Origin of the sequence: Deinococcus cellulosilyticus NBRC 106333 = KACC 11606, from assembly GCF_007990775.1 — a bacterium.
GTDB lineage: Bacteria > Deinococcota > Deinococci > Deinococcales > Deinococcaceae > Deinococcus_C > Deinococcus_C cellulosilyticus.
On record NZ_BJXB01000001.1, the window covers coordinates 148,130 to 167,122 of the forward strand.

Annotated in this window: 14 protein-coding genes; 8 read left to right on the top strand and 6 right to left on the bottom strand. The window is 58.0% G+C overall.

Going from position 1 to position 18,993, the window contains the following annotated elements; all coding sequences use genetic code 11:
- Positions 1–8: 8 nt before the first annotated feature.
- The gene (locus tag DC3_RS00630) at positions 9–1,364 is read left to right on the top strand and encodes a serine hydrolase domain-containing protein (protein WP_146881650.1); all 1,356 of its coding nucleotides are present in this window, start codon (positions 9–11) and stop codon (positions 1,362–1,364) included.
- Entirely contained in the window at positions 1,361–2,536 is a 1,176-nt protein-coding gene (locus DC3_RS00635) for an alpha/beta hydrolase family protein (protein WP_146881651.1), read from the top strand. Before DC3_RS00630 ends, DC3_RS00635 begins: the two co-directional genes overlap by 4 nt.
- A 45-nt stretch (positions 2,537–2,581) precedes the next feature.
- On the opposite strand, the gene DC3_RS00640 is transcribed toward DC3_RS00635, so the two are convergent.
- The gene (locus DC3_RS00640) at positions 2,582–3,727 is read right to left on the bottom strand and encodes a S1C family serine protease (RefSeq protein WP_186815745.1); all 1,146 of its coding nucleotides are present in this window, start codon (positions 3,725–3,727) and stop codon (positions 2,582–2,584) included.
- Between the two features lie 288 nt (positions 3,728–4,015).
- Here DC3_RS00640 and DC3_RS00645 point away from each other — a divergent pair, with 288 nt between their 5' ends.
- Both DC3_RS00645 and DC3_RS00650 read left to right on the top strand, forming a co-directional pair.
- Positions 4,016–4,681 carry a response regulator transcription factor gene (locus tag DC3_RS00645; protein ID WP_146881653.1) on the top strand — a complete coding sequence of 222 codons (666 nt, stop codon included), beginning with the start codon at positions 4,016–4,018 and terminating at the stop codon, positions 4,679–4,681.
- Positions 4,678–5,979, top strand: coding sequence for a sensor histidine kinase (locus DC3_RS00650; protein WP_146881654.1), 1,302 nt, complete (start codon positions 4,678–4,680; stop codon positions 5,977–5,979). Before DC3_RS00645 ends, DC3_RS00650 begins: the two co-directional genes overlap by 4 nt.
- A 6-nt stretch (positions 5,980–5,985) precedes the next feature.
- Here DC3_RS00650 and DC3_RS00655 read toward each other — a convergent pair whose 3' ends face one another.
- The 3 genes from DC3_RS00655 to DC3_RS00665 all read right to left on the bottom strand — a co-directional run bounded on the left by DC3_RS00655 (position 5,986) and on the right by DC3_RS00665 (position 11,404).
- The gene (locus DC3_RS00655; RefSeq protein ID WP_146881655.1) at positions 5,986–7,227 is read right to left on the bottom strand and encodes a sensor histidine kinase; all 1,242 of its coding nucleotides are present in this window, start codon (positions 7,225–7,227) and stop codon (positions 5,986–5,988) included.
- The gene (locus tag DC3_RS00660; RefSeq protein ID WP_281292425.1) at positions 7,212–7,904 is read right to left on the bottom strand and encodes a response regulator transcription factor; all 693 of its coding nucleotides are present in this window, start codon (positions 7,902–7,904) and stop codon (positions 7,212–7,214) included. The genes DC3_RS00655 and DC3_RS00660 overlap by 16 nt, the downstream gene beginning before the upstream one ends.
- Before the next feature lie 122 nt (positions 7,905–8,026).
- A complete protein-coding gene (locus DC3_RS00665; protein WP_146881656.1) occupies positions 8,027–11,404 on the bottom strand; it encodes a PKD domain-containing protein in 3,378 nt (1,125 codons plus the stop codon).
- A 221-nt stretch (positions 11,405–11,625) separates the two neighbouring features.
- Between DC3_RS00665 and DC3_RS00670 the strand changes: the two genes are divergently transcribed.
- From DC3_RS00670 to DC3_RS00685, 4 genes are all read left to right on the top strand, one after another.
- Entirely contained in the window at positions 11,626–12,045 is a 420-nt protein-coding gene (locus DC3_RS00670; protein WP_146881657.1) for a globin domain-containing protein, read from the top strand.
- A complete protein-coding gene (locus tag DC3_RS00675) occupies positions 12,042–15,248 on the top strand; it encodes an ATP-binding protein (RefSeq protein WP_146881658.1) in 3,207 nt (1,068 codons plus the stop codon). Before DC3_RS00670 ends, DC3_RS00675 begins: the two co-directional genes overlap by 4 nt.
- 20 nt (positions 15,249–15,268) lie before the next feature.
- Positions 15,269–15,988 (top strand): DUF3159 domain-containing protein, encoded by a 720-nt coding sequence (locus tag DC3_RS00680; RefSeq protein ID WP_146881659.1) that lies wholly within the window; start codon positions 15,269–15,271, stop codon positions 15,986–15,988.
- A gap of 95 nt (positions 15,989–16,083) precedes the next feature.
- Positions 16,084–17,523 (top strand): hypothetical protein, encoded by a 1,440-nt coding sequence (locus DC3_RS00685; RefSeq protein WP_146881660.1) that lies wholly within the window; start codon positions 16,084–16,086, stop codon positions 17,521–17,523.
- 54 nt (positions 17,524–17,577) lie between these two features.
- Here the strand turns inward: DC3_RS00685 and DC3_RS00690 are convergent, their stop codons facing one another.
- Entirely contained in the window at positions 17,578–18,426 is an 849-nt protein-coding gene (locus DC3_RS00690; RefSeq protein ID WP_186815747.1) for an MBL fold metallo-hydrolase, read from the bottom strand.
- A complete protein-coding gene (locus DC3_RS00695) occupies positions 18,419–18,976 on the bottom strand; it encodes a flavodoxin family protein (protein ID WP_146881662.1) in 558 nt (185 codons plus the stop codon). Before DC3_RS00695 ends, DC3_RS00690 begins: the two co-directional genes overlap by 8 nt.
- Positions 18,977–18,993 lie beyond the last annotated feature (17 nt).

Genomic DNA, 18,993 nt, shown 5'->3' on the forward strand with positions numbered 1-18,993 from the left:
CTCTGGCCATGAAAAGGATTCTGATGCTGACTTCGCTTTTGACTTGTGGGTTTCTGTCCTCTGGTGCCCTTGCCCAGGAAGCCCCAACACCTCCCGATTACCCTGGCATTGTTGAGGCGTTCGCAGAGGCCCGTGGTTTCATGGGCACGGTGATTCTGGAACACGACCAGAAACTGCTCTTCAGAAAATCTGTGGGGAAAGCGGACCTTGAAGGGCCCCTGTCTTTTGTGAACCGCTCTGTTTTTCCCATCGGGTCCCTGACCAAGAGCTTCACTGCTGCGGCCATCCTCAAGTTGCAGGAAGATGGGAAACTGAACGTCACCGACACCTTGAGCAAATTCCTGCCTGATTTTCCTGGAGGGGAGAAAATCACCCTGCAGCACCTGCTCACCCACACTTCAGGCATTGGTGGGCTGCAGGACATCGAGAACTTTGACAACGTGCAACGGCATGCCCTGACCCTGGACCAGACCATTGCCCTGTTCAGCAGCAAGCCTGCCCATTTTGAGCCCGGTGCCCGTTTTGAGTACAGCAATGCTGGGTATCTGCTGCTCAGCAAAGTGGTGGAGGTCACGTCAGGACAGCCTTTTCCACTGTATGTGCAGAGCCAGATTCTGCAACCTCTGGGCTTCAAAAGCACAGGTTTTCCCACCCGGACAGGCATCATTCCCCGTCTGGTGAAAGGGTACCTCTTTGATGGCACCACTCACCAGAAGGCCCCTTATGTGGACCCAGAGTTGCCCTCTGGAGGGGGAGGCATGGCTTCCACAGGGCCAGAACTTGTACGGTGGCTTCCCCTCTTGCTCTCAGGCAAGGTGCTCAAACCTGAAACGGTGCAGGAACTCATCACGCCCAGGGTCCCTGTGGGCGAGGGCATCCATTACGCATATGGTCTTCAGGTGGGCTCCCAGGACGGCAGAGACGTGGTGCTGCACGGAGGAATCATCAGCGGGCACCACGCTCTGACCCTGTACTTCCCGAAAGAGAAACTCAGTCTATTGATCCTGTCCAATGTGGAAAACGCCCCTGTGGAGGAACTGGGCAAGACCCTGGAGAAAGCCCACTTTGGCGAGCCCTACACCCTGCCCCAGAAAAAGACTTTCGTTGAAGTGGACCCTGCAGTGCTGCAGAAACACCTGGGAACCTACACCCTGCCAGACATCGGCCTGACCCTGACGGTGGTGCTCAAAGACGGTCAATTGATGATGCAGGACCCTGCGGGCAACCTCTACCCCCTGAGAGCAGAAAACGCCAACACCTTCTATCAGGGAGAAGCAGGAATCCAGATCCGGTTCACGGAAGACGGAAACATCGAATTGATCGATGGGGGTCAGACGGTTCCAGGGAAGAGGGTGCAGCCATGAAAAGGCTGCTTTTCGGTCTCCTGCTGCTGAACGCCTGCCAGAGGGCTCCTGTGCAGGCAGAAGCCCTGCAGTTCCCTGAGCCAGATGGACCGTACAGCGTTGGACGGACCGAACAGCAGTTTCAGGACCCTTCCCGACCAGAGATGTTCACGAAAGATCCCAATGACGTGCGGACCCTTCCTGTGACGTACTACTATCCAGTGTCTGGTGCAAAAACGCTGCATCCCTGGGTGTCCGGAAAAGTGCTGGATGCCCTGGTTCAGAGCAGTGGTCTGGACCGAACCCTGCTGTCCAGAATTCAGAGTTACGCCCTCAGAGAAGCCCCCATCGCTCAGGGACAGTTTCCGCTGGTGGTGCTCTCACACGGAATGGGAACCACCCCTTACCTGAACACCACCCTGGCAGAAGAGGTGGCAAGCCAGGGGTTCATTGTGGCGGCGGTCAGTCACACCCACAGTGCACTTTTTGCGGTCACAGATGCAGGGACCATCTACCGGAGTGATGCCGCAGACACCCAGGTGCCAGACTCACCCGCAACAGACCCCATTCAGATCACCCGTGCACTGCACGAAAAATCCCTGAGGGTTCAGGACATCTGGGCTAAAGACCTGCAGTTCCTGCTGAGGAGCATCCCTGAACAAAGCCCACTCAAGGATCACCTGAACACCCATTTCACTGCTCTGATGGGCCACTCTTTTGGTGGGGCCACCACCATGAAAATCTCCGGGCAGGTGCAGGCCGCAATCAATCTGGATGGGAGCCTGTGGGGAGAACTGAAAGACCACCTCAATTCCACCCCCTCCCTTGTCCTGGTTGAGGAGGGAACCCCGAGAGAGATTCAGGTGCCTCCCCAACTTGAAGAGATCCGGCCCCTGATTGAGATCACCAGCATCGGGAACTGGCAGAAAGCCAAAGCCTCCACCTCTTACGCAGGATACGCCGAGGTGAAGGGCAGCAAACACGACAACTTCACCGATCTGAATGTCCTGGGCACCCTGATTCCTGATCTGAAAGAAAGTCCTCTGGTGTCTCTGGGCACCGCAGACCCCCTGAAAACCCAGAACCTGATCAACCGCATGGTGGTTCATTTCCTGAAATCCGTTCACGCTGGGAAGACCCCGGACCTGAAAGCCTTAAATCTGGACGCGCAATTCAACTTCCTCTATCCATGAAAAAACGCCCCCTGAGGGGCGTTTTTGAAGCAGGTGTTGTGTGGCTCAGACTTTGTGTTTCGCGGTCAGGGTGACTTTCAGGGTGAGGGTCTGCTCTCCTCGCCTGACCTTCAGGGTGACCTGATCTCCGGCTTTCTTGCTGCGCAGCACACCGATCAGGTCATCTGAATCGTTGACGTTCTTGCCTTCCACCGCAACGATCACATCCGCACCACTGATCTCCTGGCGAACCCGGCCAGAGTCGTCCCGGTACTCGCGGATCTGGGGGTCTTTGATGCCCGCTTTGTGGGCACCGAGACCGGGCACCACTTCGGTGACGAGCACCCCCTCGGCATCCAGGTAATCCCGGGCATCGGCAATGCTGACACCAATGATGGGCACGGATTTCTTCAGGCCTGCCTGGAGGTCTTTGACAATCTGGCTGCTGGTGGTCAGGGGCACAAAGTAACTGCTGAAATGCCCAGCACCACTGCTGATGGCGGTGCTGACCCCGACCACTTCACCCCTGTCGTTGAGCACCGGGCCACCCGAGTCACCGGGAGCCAGCGGCATGCTGGAAGCCACCATGTTGCTGGGGAAAGAAGCGCTCAGGCTTGCCCCCAGACGGGTCACCTTGCCTGCACGGCCTCCATCGAAAGATCCTCTGGAGTTGCCAATGGCAACCACACCATCACCCACTTTGGGGGTGGAGGAAGAAAATTGCAGGGTTGGGAAGTTGTTTCCCTTGACCTTGATGATGGCCAGATCCTTCAGTTCGTCGTAGCCCACCAGGGTTGCAGGGTACTCTTTGCCCTGGGAGGTCAGCACAGAAAGGGGTTCGCTGGTGTCCCCGAGGGCCACATGGGCGGCGGTCATGATGTAGCCATCACTGGTGATGAAAAAGCCCGTTCCGAGCCCGGCGTTGCCGATGATCACCCGCACCGCTCCAGGAATGGATTTCTCGTACACCTCTTCCAGGGTGCTGCTGGCAATGAGGCTCCTGCGCTCCTGCCAGGAGTTGTAGGGGGTCTGGTCTGACAGTTCACTGCGGAAAGGGGACTCGGATGGCCCTTTGTCAGGAACAGAGGCTGGCCTCCAGGGCTGCTCCTGTTGAGCCTGAACCTGTGGAATCACCGGGCTCTGGTGGGAAAAGTAGGGCACGGCGGCCAGGGCTGCGGTGACGGGAATCAGCAAAAGGGGGAGTCTGCGCACAAAACTTCTCCTTGTAGAAGTGAAAGAGGATGGAAGCCAGACCACACCGCCTGAGCGGAGCAGCCTTGCTGTTTTCTGCTGAAATTGAAACGGGGAGATCAGGCACCCAGAGGGTGGAATCCTTGCGATTCTGCACTGCATTATGGTGGAAGGCAGTTATCTGGCAGTTATGTCCTCCATAACCCCCCCTTAACCCCAATCGGGTAAAATGCAGCCACCAGATGAGTTTTGCTCACCTCTTTCACAGGGTGAACTCAGAAATCCAGATCTGCCCAGAAAGGGTGACCCTTGCGCCTGCTCCTCGTGGAAGATGAAATCAACATTGCACGCCCCCTGATCCGTGCCCTGGAAGCACAGGGGCACCTTGTTCAGCATGGACCGGACCTCACCACTGCCCGTGCACTTCTGCTGGAATCTGAGCCCGACCTGATGCTGCTCGACGTGCGTCTTCCGGAAAGTGAAGATGGAGGGTTCATTCTGGCCCGCGAGGCCCGCAAAGCGGGTTACAGTGGCCCCATCCTCTTCATGACCGCCCGGGATGCCCTTGAGGACCGGGTGATGGGCCTCGATGAAGGGGGCGATGATTATGTGGTCAAACCTTTTGATCTGCCTGAACTCCTCGCCCGGGTGCGCGCCCTGCTCAGACGGGTCCATGAGGTGCGCACCAGTGTGATCCAGCGTGGAGGCCTGGAAATGGATCTGGCGAAACGCAGCGTACGCTGGCAGGGCACCCTGGTGGAACTCTCCAGCCGGGAATACGCCCTGCTGGAACGTTTCATGATGTCCCCTTCCAGGGCATACACCCCGAACGAACTGGTGGATCTGGTGTGGGGCGATGAGGCCAGTGATGCAGGGGTGGTGAAAGTCTACGTGCACCACCTGCGCAGCAAACTTGCTCCACAGGTGGTCAAAACCATACCAGGAGGGTACCGTCTGGGGCTGGAGGAAGTGTGACCCTCCGCCAGAGGCTTGCAGTGTTCATCGCGGTCACGACCCTGGTTGCTCTGGTCATTCAGGGGGGCCTCGGGTACTTCAGTTTGCAGCATCAGGTGTATGCCAGTCTGGACCGTGACCTCAACATCTATGTGCAGCGCCTGACTGGACTGTTGCGAAAAAAGGGCCTCAGCACCGATCCCCGTTTTTATCAGGACATCAACGCAGGCTACGAGGGTTACATCACCCGGGTCAGGCTGGTGCACGAGGGGCAGGTGATCTGGCAGTATGGACAGTTTCCTGATGACATCCCGATGCCGAACCTCACCCAGTATGCCCGGAATTATGGCCAGTGGCGGGTGGGCACGTGGACCATCCATCCTTCTGAAGGGGAGGAAGTGGATTTCTTCATTCAGGGGGCCATTCTTTCCAGAGAGCTGAATTCGAGCCTGAGCAACTACCAGCAGACGATGCTGCTCACCACCCTGCTGGTGACCCTGCTGGGGGTCATCTTTGCCCTGCTGCTCAGCCGACCCGCCCTGAAACCCCTGCAGCACCTGCTGGACACCACCCGTAAAATTGCCAGTTCTGGAGACCTGTCCCTCAAGGTGCCCCAGGAAGGGGGAGGGGAACTGGGCGAACTCAGTGCCACCTTCAACCACATGCTGGACCGACTGGCGGGTTTCAGAAAACGGGAAACCGAATTCACCCGCAATGCCTCCCATGAACTGCGCACCCCCCTCACCGCAATGAAATTGCATCTGGGCAATTGGAAGGCAGGTTACGCCACACCAGAAGAAACCCTGGAGATCATCTGTGAGGAGGTGGACCGCATGGCCCGCCTGAGTGAGTCCCTGCTGACCCTGGCCCGTGAAGGCCGCACCCAGAAAACAGAGTTCGATCTGGCGGAACTCGTGCAGGAGATCACCGGCGCCAGAGACCTCCCCTACTCTGGCCCAGAACATTGTCAGGTGTGTGGTGATCCATTGCTGCTCAGGCAAGCTTTGCTGAACCTCCTCACCAATGCCCAGCATCACGCACCAGCCGCCTCCGTGGGGGTCTCCCTGCACACCACCACAGAACACAATCAGACCTTTGGGGTCCTCAGGGTGGCAGACACAGGCCCGGGCATGGGAGAAGAAGCCCTTTCCAGAGCCACCGAAACCTTCTACCGTGCCCCAGGCACCCGCGCTCCGGGAAGCGGCCTCGGGCTCAGTGTGGTGGCACAGGTGGCCGAACTCCATGGGGGCAAGGTGGTGCTTTCACAGAATACACCGCATGGTCTGGTGGTGGAATTGTGGGTGCAGAGCCAGGGCTAGGGGGATCTAACCCCGCAACTCCACCTGAAACACCGCCCCTGAGCCCTGCTGGTTCCAGGCGTGCACCCGCCCACCGTGAAGTTCGGTGAGGGTGCGTACGATGGCGAGACCCAGACCTGTGCCTCCGGTGACCCGCGTGCGGGAGCCATCTGCCCGGTAGAAACGTTCAAAGATGTGTGGAAGGGCGTGCTCTGGGATGCCGTGTCCAGTGTCTTGCACCTTGAGGGTCACCAGATCGTTTTTGCGGCTCACGTGAACATCAATGCGCCCCTGGGGTGGGGTGTAGCGCACGGCGTTTTCCAGCAGGTTGTTGATCACCTGGGCCAGACGGTCCGGGTCGCCTGGGATCAGGATGGTTTCCTCGCTGGTTTCCACCTGCACCTGCACCTTTTCGCGGGCGGCCACGGCCTGGTACTCACTGACCACATTTTCGACCAGGGCGGCGATGTCCACCACCTGGGTGCTGAGTTCCAGCTTTCCAGCATCTGCAAGGCTGAGGGTGCGGAGGTCATCCACGAGCCTGCTCAAGAGGTTGGTCTGGGCCTGGAGTCGCTGGACCGAGTGCTGGTCCAGCGGAACAATGCCATCTTCCAGTGCGTCCAGCTTGGCCTTCATGACCGCGATGGGGGTGCGCAGTTCGTGTGCAATGTCCGCAATCATGTTTTTGCGTTCCTGCTCCTGACGTTGCAGGGTTTCGGCCATCATGTTGAAATGCTGGGTGAGAAAGTAAAGCTCATCTTCACGGCCTGCAGGTGCGGCAGGCAGGTCCACGCGGGTGCTGAGGTCCCCTTCACTGACCCGCGCCGCAGCGTGTGAGATGGATTCCAGGGGTCGGGCCAGCCGTCTGGAGAAGAAAACGGACAGTGCAGCTCCGATCAGGCACCCCAGCAGGGTGGAGACCAGCAGCGAGTTTTGCAGGTCGTCCCTGAGGCGCAGGCCACGCGGAATGCGGATGGTGCGGGGTTGTTCAGGAAGGGGTGGAAAGGGCTGCAAGGTGGTCACATTTGGGGCCATCTGGACAGTGAATTCCTTGTAGGCAGGCTGAGGGCCAGGACGGGCAGTGTCCTGCTCCCATCGCTGTTGCAGCACCTGCTTGAGGTTGGGCGGCAGGTTCTCGAAGCGCTGCCAGGACTGGTACTGCATGAAGCCCACCGTGATCAGGTTGGTGAGCAGCACCACAGCGAGGGTCATCAGACTGAGGCGTCCTGCAATGCTGTAAATGGATGGTCTGCTCAGTTTTCGAGCCACAGTCGGTACCCCACACCGCGCACGGTTTCCAGCATGCCCATGGCACCTGCGTTTTCCAGTTTACGCCTCAGGTTTTTCAGGTGTGTGTCCACCACACGTTCCAGTGCGTCTGAGTTTGGAAGAGAGGCTTCGAGCAGTTCCTGTCTGGAACAGGCCCTTCCCGGATGCCTGGCGAGGTATTCCAGCAGACGAAATTCTGCTGGGGTGAGGTCCAGGCGGAACGTGCCCACCCGGGCCAGCATGGCGTTGGAATCCACTTCAAGGTCACCAATGCGCACCACAGTCTGCATGTGCTGCTGTGTGCGCCGGAGCACGGCTTTGACCCGGGCCACAACTTCTCTGGGAGAGAAAGGTTTGACCACATAATCGTCTGCACCGAGTTCAAGCCCGAGCAGTTTGTCCAGGTCCTCTGCGCGCGCCGTCACCATGATCACCGGCGTGAGGTGTTTCTGGCGGATGCTTTTCAGCACATCAAAACCGCTGATTCTGGGCAACTGGATGTCCAGCAGCACCAGATCGGGCTGGGCCACCCGGAAGAGTTCCAGGGCACGTTCCCCATCCAGGGCGTGTTCGGTGCGGTAACCATCCCGTCTCAGGTAAGCTTCCATGAGTTCCAGCATTTCAGGTTCGTCTTCCACCACCAGGATCAGGGGGTTGGTCTTGCCAGTCGTCTGCACCCCTGTATTGTGCTACGCCGTTGTGAAGAACCGGAACAGGAAATGTGGAGATTTGATGGAGATGCACTGAAATGCCGTGAAAGGGGGACAGCAAGGCATGCTGTCCCCCTTTCTTCTTCACTTCAATTGGAGATCTGGTTGCCCTGATTGTCAATGCGTTGCAAATTCAGGAGGAGGCCTCTGGCCGTTGGAATGTACAGGATCATGTAACTGTGGTTGCCGATGGTCACCAGGTCCCGGGTCACTTCTGGCAGTGTATCGGCACTGTACTGAACTGTGAACATGGTTTCTCCCGATAGGCTGTATTTTCTGAGGAAGGGATCGGTTTCTCCCTGTGGAGCAGCGTCCAGTGCCATGCTGCTGTAACCCAGAACGAAAACCTGTCCATCGGGGCTGGGAGCCATCCCGGTGATGTGTGTGACGTCTTCAAGGGTCCCCAGGGTGTCTTGAGAAAGGATGCCCCCTGCTGTGTTGAGCAGGAAGACACTGGCCTGGGTCTTGTCGTTCAGGCTGGCTTCGGTGCTGAGAACCAGCATGTTGTTGTGTGCCAGCAGGTGCATTTCGCTGTTCAGAGACCAGCCTCCTCGCACCAGGGGCAGGTTTTGCTGCCAGATCAGGTTGCCAGCACCATCCAGGCTCAGCAGCACAGGATGAGCCGTGCTGCCTGCAGGCGCACAATCGGTCTGCTGAATCTGACTGGAGGCCCCTGCGATCAGGAGGCTTCCATTGCCGTCCAGGGTCACAGCATTGAACTGCAGCTGGTTCTGGGTGTCACAGGTTTTGCTGGGTGTGCCAAAGAACTTCGTCCAGCTGACCGTTCCATTTTGAATTTTTTGCACGAATCCCAGCTGAACACTGGTGCTGGCATCAATGCTGGCAGACGTGTTGCCCACCAGATACACGCTGTCCCTGCTGACCGCCAGATGGGTGGGGATCAGCGGGCTGCTGGTGGTGGTCGAAAATTCTGCCACAGGCAGACTGGAGGGCAAAGTCAGGCGCCATCCGGGGGTCCCATCGGCCCGAACCTGCAGGACACCCCGGGTTTTCTGGTCATTTGCGTCCGCGACCACAGATTCGGTCACAAAGTGACGGTTGCCCTGGGGGTCCACAGCCATCTGGAGCCGCTTCAGGTCCTGAGGGGTGGGGGTGTGGATGTATTCTTCCTGGTTCCAGTTGAAGGTCATCCCTTCAGCAGATGGAACAGCAGAAACATTCACCACAGCCATGTCACATGTGGTGGTGCAGGCAGTGGCCTCATAAGCCAGGTGCAGGTTGCCTGCTTCGTCACGACCCAGCATCGGGAGCAGGAGGTCGCTGGCACCACTGCGGCTGTAATCAAGAAACCCGTAATCAAGAACCTGACCGGGAGCACTGCCCACTGTGATGGGCAGTGTGGTGGTGGCCTCTTCTCCATCCCTGGATTTGATGGTCAATTTCGCAGTATAGGTCCCAAATTTTCCGTAATTTTTGCCCACCGAAGAAAATGGGTCAGAACTGCTGATTTCCGGGCTGCCGTCTCCAAAATCCAGAAACATTGCAGCAATACCGCTGTCATCGTTGGATTTGGTTGTATCAAACACCACCCCCAGCTGGGTGGCCGTGTGCAAGGAACTGGCTTCAAGGACAGCCACAGGCTTGGTGCTGACCTGCACGGTGACTTTGAAGGACACTTCTGCAGACGCTCCTGCCTGATCGGTGGCACGCACTTTCAGTTGCGTGGTTCCGGTCTTGAGTGCCATGACGGTCATCTGGGCTCCAGAGAACTTCACATCCACGACCCCTGGAACGCTGTCTGCAACCACACTGTATGTCAGACCTGCAGCGCCATCTTCAGGATCACTGAAGACTTTGGAAAGGTCCTGCACAAAAGGATTCAGGCCCAGCGTGAGGGTCTGGTCGGCAATGGTGGTGGCCACAGGAGGAACATTGCGGTGCAAAACAGTGAATTTGAAGGTGTTGTCTGTGCTCAGGCCACCTCTGTCAGTGGCTCGCACTTTCAGGGTGGCTGTGCCTTCCTTGAGGTAGCCCAGTTTGAGCTGGTCACCGGTCAGACTGGCAGAAAGCGCAGCCGGGTTGCTGTTTTCCAGCAGGCTGTAGGTCAGGGTGGCACTGCCCTGTTCCCGGTCCTGGAAATAGGTGCTGACCCTGAGGGTGCTTTCGGGATCACCTTCGGTGGGGGTGTCGGTGGGGAAAGTCAGGGCAATGGGAGCAGTGTTGGGCTTTTCATTCACCGTGACCTTGATGGTCGCATCGGTGTAAAGCCCGCCCACGTCGGTGACCCGCACTTTCAGGGTGCTGGTGCCCGTTTCCCCGAAGACCAGGTCCAGGACAGACCCGTTCAAGGTGGGCTTGACCACTGCAGGATTGCTGTTTTCCAGCAGGTTGTAATAAAGGGTGGAGCCACCTTCTGGATCACTGAAGTGTTCCTGCAGGTAAATCACCTGATGGCTCGCCCCCTCGACCCCCACCACATCTGGAATGGGCTTCAGCACTGGAGGCTGGTTGCCGTCATCGGTCACCGAAACCTTCAGAGGCGCAGTGACCAAGAGGCCCTCGGAGTCGGTGGCCCTCAGAACAAGTTCAGCCGTGCCCAGCCCCAGAAAAGTCAGGTGCAACTGAGAACCTTTCAGCTCTGGAATGACCACGGCAGGGGCACTGTTGCTGACCAGGGCATAGGTCAGGGAGCTGTCCTGCACATCACTGAAGTACTCAGGGAGGTTCAGGATTTGTGGAGCCGAACCCTTGCGGATGACCACATCTGGAATGGGTTTTGCTGCGGGAGGGGTGTTGTTGTTGTTGACCGTCACTGTGAAAGTGCTGCTGACCATCAGACCCCCCGTATCTGTGGCTGTGACCGTGACGGTGGCCTCCCCTGCAGCCAGAAACTTCAGGGTCAGCACACCACCGTCCAGGGTCGCAGAAGCAACATCTGGCCTGCTGCTCAGAGCAGCGAATCTCAGTGCAGTGGCAGCATCCTCCTGATCACTGAAAATGGTTTTGAGATCAATGGTCTGGTTCTGGCTGCCTCTGGGGGCTGTGAGGTTCTGAATGCCCTTGCTGGTGGGTGCACTGTTGACGGGAGCCGCCACAGGGCCACTGGCAACCTGGTCAGAGTTGGCTTCTGCTCCACGAACGGCCACAGCATAACGGTAGGACGTGCCGGGTTGCACGGTTTTGTCCTGATAGCTGCAGAGGGTTTTTTCAGCATTGGTGCAGGCATTTTTTCCCACCCGGGTCAGCAGGGAGAGGGCCTGGGGTTTCACCTGATTGGTGCCCACCTTGGCCAGGGTTTCACGGTAGATTTCGAAACCCAGGATGTTGCTGGCGGTGTTTTCCCAGCTGATTTCCACATAACCAGCTTTGGCCTGTACGGTGACCCTGGTGGGATTCGCTGGTTTGACAGGTGCAGGGACGCTCGAAGTTTCCCCGCAGGCCACCAGCAAGGAGCCGAGCACGAGGGGCAGAAACAAAGCTTTCCATTTCATAGGGACTTTTTGCATGGTTCTCCTATAGAATCAATCTCATTGACTCAGATGCAGTACATTGATCTTATCACTTACACATCCTTTACACACTTGAGGTGTCCTGACAGGTGATCCTGAAATTCAAAGCCCCGACAGAGTTCAATAAGAGCGAGAACAGGGCGATGGCAGTACACGGGAATTCACGAACACCACCCTGTTGCCTTTTGGGAACAGGACACCGATCATGAAAGTGACGTATGGCTTTCACCTCATCGCATGTCGCCCTGATCCGCAGAACGTTTGAAGAACTGATCCCCCATGACCTGGAAATGGAAGTGTTCTTCGGAGACATCTTCTACCAGAGGCTGTTTGCACAGCATCCAGAGTTAAAACCGCTGTTTCATACGGACATTGCAGAACAGGCCCACCGTCTGGTGACCATGCTTCGCTGGATGGTGGAGCACCTCTCCTCAATCGATGAATTCCAGACCGAAGTGAAAGCCCTTGGGGAAAGGCATGTGAAATACGGCATCCTGCCCGAGCATTACAACCACGTTGGAGAGGCCCTGATCTGGGTCTTTCAGCAAACACTGGGAGAGGATTTCACTGAAGAGGTGGCAACCGCCTGGAAAGAAACCTTTCTGCTGATCAGTGAAACCATGCGGGGTGAGAAATGACCCTGAAGGTGCAGCTTCTGGGGCCTTTCAGGGTGTGGTTTGGAGAATCCTTGATGCCCGAGAAAACCCTGTCCCGCAAGAAGGTGCGCTCGGTGTTCAAGATGCTGGCCTTGCATCCCTCGCACCGCCTGCAGAAAGAAAGCCTGATCGATCAACTGTGGGCAGACCTGGAGCCCGAACAGGGCGCAGCGCAGCTTTACAATGCCCTTTACAACCTCAGGAAGGCCTTTCAGCCGTATGGTGGCGTGGAAGTGGGACTGAACAGGGGTGAGATTGTGCTCAGTGCAGAGGGTGGCGTGCGGGTGGACGCGCTCGACTTTGAGAAGAACACCCTCACCGCTCTGAAGTCCCGTGCCTTTGAGCAGTTGCTTGGTGCCCTCAACCTGTGGACCGGGGATTTCAGCCCTGAAGACCTGTACGACGACTGGAGCGAACCGTACCGCAACCGTTTCGGAGAACTGCGCCTGCAGTTGCTGCTGGTCTTTGCAGACGAAGCCCTGAGGGCAGGTCAGGTGGAGCGGGCACAGCAAGCGTATTCCAATGTGCTGGAAGTCTTTCCGGCCAGTGAAGGGGCACATGTGGGCCTGATGCGACTGGCCGTTCTGCTGGGCAACAAAGAGGGCCTCTCCCGCCAGTACGAGCGTTACACTGCTGCCACTTTTGAGGAACTGGGAGAGGGTCCGGCTCCCCAGGTCCAGGCCCTGTACCAGCAACTCAGGGCTGAGCTGGAAAAATCTGTTGTGGTGGTGCCACAGCCCACCCTCACTGAATTGCCGGGACGCAAAATGGAACTTCAGCACCTGCAGGGCCTCTTTGCTGAAGGGGCCAGACTGATCTCCATCGTCGCCATGGGAGGGCAGGGGAAGACCCGACTTGCACAGGTGTTTGCAGAGCAGTGCGGCATCCCGCACATCCTGATTCCTGCCCACCAGAGCAGCAATGTGGCAGCCCTGCTGGACCGCCTGCGTCTGGAATTGCAGGCTGGAGAAGAACAGGTGCCTGTGCTGGACGTGCTGGCCGCCCGTGGACAGGTGCTGTTGGTGCTGGACAACACCGAACAGGTGGAAGGCCTTGAAAACTGGATTTCGCAGGCCCTTGGACGGGCACCCGGATTGCGGCTCCTTTGCACCTCCCGCAGGCCCCTGAACCTTCCCGGAGAGCACCTGCTGGAACTGTCTGGTCTTCGCCCGGAAGATGCCATAAGGCTCTTTTGCGAACTTGCCCGGAAGACCGATCCTGATTTTGTCTGCACCGAAACAGATCAAAACCTGATCCGGGAGATCAGTGAACAGGTGGGAGGGTCTCCCCTGGCCCTGGAACTTGCCACAGGATGGGTGCGTCTGATGACCCTCCCGGAAATCCTGAGCGAGGTCAGGGACAATGTGGCCTTTCTGGACCAGGGGCCACAAAAAAGCCTCTCTCAGGTCCTGAACAGCACCTGGGACAGGCTCACCCCCTTCGAGCAGGACAGCCTGAAAGCCCTGAGCACTTTTGCAGGAGGGTTCACGGTGCTGCAGGCCCGCAACACCTTTCAGATCCGGCCCCAGGTGCTGCTCAGCCTTTCGCAGCTCGGACTGGTGCAGAAAAATGGTGCCCTGCTGGGTCTCCATCCCCTGATCCGTCAGCTGGCCCTGGCCCATCTGGAGAAAAACAGCCCCCATCTGGAGGTGCATGCACGGCACCACCTGGATCTGCTGAGGCGCAACCACAGCATCCTGAACGGCAGTGAACGTGCTGCCTACTCGACAGCCCTGGAGCACAACCGCCAGATCATGCCAGATGTGCTGCTTGCCATGAAGTACAGCCTGCATCACCGGCCTGCGGGGTTCAGTGAAGCCTGCCCTGCATTCACAGAAGCGTGCATGTTTTCCTTCCTGATGTCCGAGGGCGTGGCCCTTTTGAAGGAAGCCACAAACCACCCGGACCCACAGGTGAGGAGCGTGTCCCTGCTGTGCCTCGGTGAGGTGCATGTCTGGCAGGGCGATCTTGCAGCAGGCCTGAATTGCCTGAAAGCCTGCGACCTGCAGTTGCTCAACCCTGCCCTGCAAGCCCTGTGGTACAGGCACCACGGCCTGATCGCTGAACGGCAGGGACAGTTCGAAGCCAGCCTTGAGGACCTGAGGCGTGGTCTGGAGGTGGCCCCCACAGAGGACGCCATCGCCCTGCTGCACCTGCAGATGGGAGATGCGTATGCCGCCAAAAGCATGTTTCCAGAAGCGTCGGAAGCTTACCGCAAAGCAGGACTCCTGACCATCACGCAGAACAACCCGCGTTTCTATGCCACCCTGATCATGCGGCTTGGAACCCTGGCCGGGCGCACCGAGCAGTGGGGACCTGCAGAGGAACGCTTCCTGAAAGCCATCGCCGCCTTCCGGGAATTGCAGGACACCGGAAACCTCAATCGGGCCGTCAACAACCTCAGCCTGGTGTACCTGAGCACCGGGCGTTACAGCGAGGCAAAAGAACAGATCCAGAGCAGCCTGCTGAGGGCCAGACTCTTTCACAGCCCTGGAACCCTCACGGCCCTGCTGAACAACCTCGGGGTGGCCTGCCTTGCCATCGGTGACCTGAAAACAGCGCTGGAGAGCGTGCAGGAATCCCTGAAAATCTGCCGGGACAGCGGGTTCACCCGGCGCATTCCCTCGTGCCTGCTGCACCTGGGAGACATTCATCTGGCTGCGCGGGAGTTTGAGCTGGCACGCATGGCTTTTGAGGAAGCCCACAACCTCTTTCAGGGCTGGAATCCACTGGGGCAGCTGGACAACCTCTGTGGGGCGGCCTGGATCGCCACCGAGCTGCAGGATTTCACCACAGCCCGAACCCTGCTGGAAGAAGGCAGGGAACTGGTGCAACGCCATCCTTCCAGACGGGTGCGTTTTCTGGCCACACAGGCCTTTTTGCTGTCCAGATCAGGTCAAAGTTTTGACGCCCAGAAAACCCTGCTGGAAGCCCTGCAGGCCTGCCGGAATCCTTCGGATGAACTCTCGGTGGGATGGTTGATGCCTTCCATGAAGGTCCTGCCCGATGACACACTGACCCGTCAACTTGCCGCCCGGGTGGCAGGGTCATCCAGAACCCATTGGCTGCACCACCAGTGGGCTCAGGCGCATGGGGTTCAGGCCGTGCAGGGAGACCTGCTGGTGTGGGCCAAAGATGCCAGCGCTGCCCTCGCCAGAGCCCTTGAAGGTTTTACTTCCGAATAAAGTTCTGCCATCATCAGCAGGTGTCTGCAGCTCCCCTGAACCTCCTGCTCAACCTGCTGATGACGGCCCTTTTTCCCCTGGTGGCCCTGCAGAAGAAACTGCCCGGTCTGGACTGGGGCCTGCATGAACTGATCACCCCAGCGGGGGCCTTCATGGTGGCTGCACTGGTGCCTGCCACTTACCTGCTGGTGCAGCGCTGGCAGTCCAGAAAGACCTCTGTGCTGTGGTTGCTGGTGACCGTCTCCACCCTGCTGAATGCATTGATGGGATTCTGGTGGGTTTCAGGGCTGCTTTTTGCCCTCAAGGACTCCAGCGGTTCCCTGTTTCTGGCCACCTGCACGGGCCTGTCCCTGGTGCTCAGGAGGCCGCTTTTTGGTTTCATTCTGTGGGAGTTTCTGCAGCCCCAGGGTGAGGTGCAACAGCAGGTCCTGAGAGACTTCATGGAGAAAGGCAGGGGACGGCAACTGGTCTGGTTCAGCACCTTTCTGCTGTGTGTTAAAGGGCTCACGGTGGCCGGACTCAACATCAGCATCAAATTTCAGCTGGTGAAAAGCCCCTTTGGAACCCCTGACTTCAACGCACAACTGGCAGAGGCCATGACCCTGATGATCCCCATTGCTTACCTCGCCACCCTGGTCACCTACAGTGTGCTCTTTCTGGTGTGGTTCTTGCACCTGAGGCCTTCTTTAAAACTGGTCCTGCACAGGAAACACTGGTTCGAGGTTTTGCAGCACAGGTGAAGGCAAATCCCAATCATCCTTCAATCACCCCTCTTTCTGTAAGGTGCAGGCATCCCGGTGAGGGACCTGACCCTCACCCGCTGAAGGAGAAGACGATGCTTCACATCCACAAATCCCTGCCCATCCTGATGCTCAGCAGCCTGCTCGGTTCTGCCGCTGCCGCATCTGTCCCTGAAACACTGGTGGCCGAATGGCTTGCTGGTGAACCCTACCCCGCAGAGTACTTCAACATTGCCACCACCGATTTCCGCAGTGCCAGCACCGGGGCTGAACGTCTGGTGATCCGCAAAGACGGCACTTACGAGTTTGCCCAGCTGAAAACAGGAGCCACTCCTGGGTACTTCGGCAGCCTGCTGATTGCCTGTGAAACCATCGACCTCTACTGGGAAAAGGGAACCGTCAAGGTGAATGGCAGCCAGCTGGTCCTGCACCCCACCTCCAGCAAGAGCCGCACCGGAGCCACCCCTGTGCGCCACAACAATGGCTGCACGGTCTACAAAGGCTTTGAGAACACCCGCACCCCCCAGGACCGCACCCTGAAATTCAGTGTTCAGGGCGGTACCCTGAAGCTGACCTCCGGGCAGAGCACCTCTTCCTACAACACCCGCGCACCCCAGGCCAGCAAACCCAGTGCCACCCCCAGCAAACCCACCAGAGCACAAACCCAGACCAGTTCTGGAAGCAAACTCTCCAGCAACCTGCAGGGGGAATGGTACAGTGGCACGGTTTCCCCGATGGAGTATTACAACGTCACCACGGGACTGTGGACCAACGCCAGTGGCACCAGCACCATCCTGAAGCTGAACGGGGACGGCACATACATGAAAACCGGACTGCTGACGATCTCCACCTTCGGGTGCAACTCCAAACTGTTCGTGCAGGAGCAGGGCAAAGTGGCACAAAGTGGCAACCAGTTGAATTTCACCCCCACCAGCAGCCTGTCCCAGGGGTACACCTGCAGCCCGGACCACAGCTACAAACAGGAGAACACCGCCAAACCCAGCAGCGTGAAATACAGCCTGGAGCAGCGGGAATACGGCCTGACCCTGAGCCTCACCACTGCAGATGGCACCACCATCTACCGTCCCTCTGAGGGAACGGGAAGCACCCCTGCCAACACCTCTTCCAGCAACACTGCCTCCAACTCTGGTTACAGCAACAGCACTCCTGTGCAACAGCAGGTGAAACCCATCCGCACCGATGCCAGTGGCAACTGGAATGTGCTTTTGAGCGCGGGGGGCGAAACCCTGGAACTGACCATCAGTGTGGATGAGGATGACCGGGGCATCATGGGCAACGTGTACATGCAGGGCGAGTACGTGGGCTACGTGATGGGCAACCGCAACACGGGCGTGCTGAGCCTCACCCTCAACGACGACGATGAAACCACCTTCAAAGCCCAGGGCAACTTCAGAAACAACCCTGACAACGCCAGATACCCCATTGATTACTATCTGGGCGAGTTCGAGGCCACCAACGTGCGGGGGGAGAGCCTGGGCAATGGAGCCCTTGAACTGAGCCGTCCGCAAAATTGAATTCCATAAGCAAAAACAGGGCCGCTGGCCCTGTTTTCTTTAGTTGTCCCAGTTTTACTTTTGCTGAAGCATGGAGATGATGTTCAGGTCATGGAAGTGCCTGTAGAATTTCGGGAATTCCTCTCCTGCAAGCCCGAGGTCCTGCATGGCCTGATCGAAGGACCACTGGACCTGCTCCTTTTCAGTCAAACCAGCGGTTTTCTCTTTCAGAAGCTGGTAGTACTTCAGGTTTCTTGCCAGCAGGTCAGGGCTGGAGGTGCCTCCATGGCAGGCGAAGACCACCTGAGCGTTCAGGCTGTGCATGCGTTCCAGGGAGTCAATCAGCACCGGAAGTTCCGCAGGGTCGGCGGTATAGGGGATGGGGTGCTCTGCTGCGTCTCCGGTGAGGAGGGTCTGGATTTCGGGAATCCAGACGGCCAGGTGGTCTTTCAGGTGCCCCGGGGTGTGAATCAGGTGCAGGGTGAGGTCTCCACCGTGGATTTTCATTTCTCCCGTGAAAGTGACAGTGGGAGGGATGATCTTCACCTGGGCAAAGCGGGGATTTTTTTCCTGCTGGGATTTCAGGTAGGTTTCTGGTTCTCCACCTGAGAGAAGCTGCGCTGAAACCTCATGGGCGATGATCGGCGCAGGGTACGGTCCTGTGGATGTGAAAATGGCATTGCCCCAGGTGTGATCCGAATGCTGGTGGGTGTTGATGACCAGGAGGGACCTTCCAGACAGGTCTTCCTGAACGGCAAGCATGATTTTGAGGGCCTGTTCTGGTGTGCTGGTGGTGTCCACCAGCACCAGATGCCGTTCGGTGGTGATGACGTAGGCGTCCACCTCTCCTGCAGTGTCAAAGACACGGATTCTGGCATCCCAGCCGGTGTTGGGGCGTTCTGTCAGGGGAAAGGTTTCAGTCATGATTTGCTCCTGTGAAAAAGGTCTTTGCCTGCTCCAGGGCATGCTGATCCTGCAGCACATCACCAGGGCGGGAAACCCAGCCCACCAGTGCGCCCCTGTAATGCATTTTCATGTATCTGGCTGTGTGTTGCAGGGAGAGCAAGAGAGGCTGAACCTCTTCCTTTTCTCCGGTGTGCACGGTGATGGCGTGCAGGTTCCTGCCTTCCATTTGGGCCTTGAAATTCAGGTCTGGAACGCGCATCCAGCCACTCCACTCGTCGAGGTACCGCTGGGCCAGGGTGGGAAGGGAGTACCAGTACAGGGGGGCCACCAGCACCAGATCGGTGGCTTCCAGTGTGGCCTCCAGCAGCACACGGGCAGCACCTTCTGGAGGTGGATAGGTTCCAACGCTGTGCCGCACATCCTCAAACATGGGCAGTGGATGGTCTTTGAGGTCGATCCAGGTTTGTTTTGCATGTGCAGGCAGGGCTTCAGCAGCTTTGCGGGCGAGTTGCTCGGTGTTGCCGCCTCTGCGGGCACTGCTGAGCAGGAAAAGGTGATGGGTGGACATGGCTCCTCTTTCCAGAC